Source organism: Allocoleopsis sp. (genome assembly GCF_036703385.1).
Classification (GTDB): domain Bacteria; phylum Cyanobacteriota; class Cyanobacteriia; order Cyanobacteriales; family Coleofasciculaceae; genus Allocoleopsis.
On the sequence record NZ_DATNPA010000268.1, the window covers coordinates 1 to 2,844 of the forward strand.

Consider the following 2,844-nt stretch of genomic DNA (forward strand, 5'->3'; position numbering starts at 1 on the left):
AAATGAAGAAAACACTAACTTCTGTAAAGACAGCCAAGTATCAGAACTCTATTATCGCGCAAAAAACAAATCGTGTTTAGATCGCGTTAGTGCAACAAAATCTAAGTTTCTTTCTTGTTCTCTTTCCCAATCTTTCTCGGCTTTCGGATGAGGGACTAAATTCGGTCTAACGTGAAATACTCGATGCGCTTCTAATCCCTTAGCTCCGTGAATGGTTGTCAAGTTGACAGCATTTTTGGTCTGTTTAGATAGATTGGCGATCGCTTCTTGCAATTCGCCTGTATTCGTACAACGACTGCCTTTATAAATAGCGTTTAAGGTTTGCACCCGATCGTGCAATCCCACAATCACCATTACTTCCACACCATCAGCCAACATAGCGGCTTTTTGAATCTCATACCAATTGGTCAGTACAGCCGTAAACTCATCAGTAGTGTATGACTTCTCCTCCAACCCGACTACCTGCTCTAACAAATTCACCAGCTGACCGCTAATATCCCGGTTACGAATCAAAGCAGGAATACCTGCACTGAGTAAATCAAAGTAGGTTCGGATTAAGGGGTAGAAGCAGCGACAAATGATTAAATCTCCACCTCTAACTAGCTTAGGAATTTCTGCAATTCCAATCTCAGATACCGTGCCCAAGGGCGCTCCAGGTCTAGGTTCAATCACGGGATAAATCTTATTGGCTAATTCGATGTGGCTAGTGGGACACCTGTAGCAAATTGACAAGGGTAGACTGATGGCGTGAGTGCGATCGATAATGTTTTGAATGCTGCGGTGGTCTGAGGCGCTAAACCCCATAATTGCTTGGTGTTTATCCCCTACATAAATGCCTCTTGCTCCCTCGGCGTGAGTCTTCAAGACGAGTTCTAGCTGAGCTCTGTTCAAGTCTTGCGCTTCGTCAACACACAGAAAATCATAATCACCAACTTCTAGTTTCAAGACGTTGGGCAGCCAGACCATATCCTCGTAAGAAATACTCTCACCAGCAATGTATATCCCGTACTCTAAAACATCACACACGGCTTTTTGAACAAAGTCCCAATCTCCGCTAGTTCTAATCCCATAGTGATGGCCTAACTGCTTTAAAGCTAAGCTGTCATAAGGATTGGTCAAGGTAAGCTGGGTAAACTTGACCAGGTCAATTAATCGTCGGCGCTCAAGTGCGTTAAATATTTTTCTCTGATTGAGATAACCGCTGACGAGAGAAGAATATTTGCGTTGATTAATTTCGGGTCGTCCTCTGTAGCGACGACAAATGCTGGATAATCCCAGAGAGTGAATGGTGCTGGATTTGATGTGTCGTGGGAGCTTTTGGTCGAGTTGTTGGGCGATGTGCTTGTTGAAGGCCAGAAAACGCGATCGCAAAAACTTGGGGATGTAGTTGGCACCTTTAATTAGGGTTGTGGTTTTACCCGAACCCGGTACAGCTTCCACCACACAGGAACCTTGACCTTCTGCTAGCCATTCAAAGATGGCTTTTTGATAGGTAGAGGGGGTAAACCCCAACACGAGGTCTCCTGGACGAGGTGAGGGGACATGAGCAGTGGGATGGGAGCGATCTGAGCGGTGGGGAGTCCCCAGCACCATATCCCCTGGTTTTGGTTCGATTAGTTCCCCGTTGGACACGATTCACTCTAGACTCATTGAGATGGTGTCTTATTCACCTTATCGCAGAGAGCCATAGCGATCGCGTTCATGACCAATGTTCCATCTAGAAGCACTTTGAGAACGCGCTTACTGGTTATTATTTGAACTTTCCGGCTCAGTCTGATTAGGAAGAGATTGAGCTGGGGATGGAGCAGCTTGATTCATACTATCCTGCTGTTGAGGTTCAACCTTATTAGGAGAAGATCGAACTGGAGATGGATTCGTTTGATTCTCACGCCCCTGCTGCTGAGGAGAGGGAACCTGGATATTAATATTCGGTGCCTTGGTGTCAGAGTTTGTGGCAGGTTGTTGAGGAACGGGAACAGCCTTTTGAGTTCTATCAATTGTTCTTTCAATGACAGTAGTCTGTGTTTTGCTAGTAGGAGGTTGGCTGCGATCGGGAACAGGTACAGGCACAACTTGCGTAGTAGGAGCTGTTTGTTCAACCGGCTCGTTTCTAGCGTTCAGAAAGTAAATAGCACCTCCAGCTAAAGCCGCAAGACTAGCCAACGCTAAACCGATGATTAAACCGCTAGCCGCACTATTTTCCTCACGAACTGAAGAAGCTTCTTGTTGGTAAAGACGTTCAGAATCTCTACCAGTTCGGTAACCTTCCCGGTAAGCAACGTCCTGAGAAGGAGTTGGATTGCTATTGGGGTCGCGTCTGATTGGATTAGACATAGGACTTATCAAAAGAAATTGTAAAAATGAGTTCTGATAAGAGGAATCATTGTCTCAAAAATCTGAAGAGTTAAAACAATAATCTATTCATTGTTCACTCTTGAATTGAGAGGCAATTACTGGTTGAACTCTTAAATTTAATTTATTCCTTTTCAGTCCCAGAACGGCTCTATCTCAAGACTGGATAAAAATCGTTGGCATTTTATCCAAAAGAAGTAGTTTTCTCTTCAAGGGTTCAAACCTACTACTATCTGAGGAATATAAACTCTATGATTCCAGTTTTTCTCTTAAGACCTGTCCTTAAAACGCCAAAGAATCCCCTCGTTGTAGGATAATGCTGCGCGAAATCAATCGAGGAGAGTAGGACGTAAAAGTAGGCTATTAGTTCCCGACAAATTTAAAGATATGATAAAGTTTGCATGAAGTTACTGTTAGCGTTCCCTCTCGACAGAAGACATCGTCATGGGAGCATCACGCAATTGAGAATTGCTATAACAGGATAAGCTTTTA

2 protein-coding genes are annotated in these 2,844 nt (G+C 44.1%); both read right to left on the reverse strand.

The window, feature by feature from the left end; translation table 11 throughout:
- Positions 1–51 precede the first annotated feature (51 nt).
- On the reverse strand, positions 52–1,632 hold the full coding sequence (locus V6C93_RS12810; protein ID WP_333477044.1) for a UvrD-helicase domain-containing protein: 1,581 nt from the start codon (positions 1,630–1,632) through the stop codon (positions 52–54).
- A gap of 108 nt (positions 1,633–1,740) precedes the next feature.
- A complete protein-coding gene (locus tag V6C93_RS12815; RefSeq protein WP_333477045.1) occupies positions 1,741–2,334 on the reverse strand; it encodes a hypothetical protein in 594 nt (197 codons plus the stop codon).
- Positions 2,335–2,844 lie beyond the last annotated feature (510 nt).

Coding starts and splice junctions, on each gene's coding strand:
- V6C93_RS12815 (WP_333477045.1), bottom strand. CDS start 2,334: ATGTCTAATCCAATCAGACGCGACCCCAATAGCAATCCAACTCCTTCT.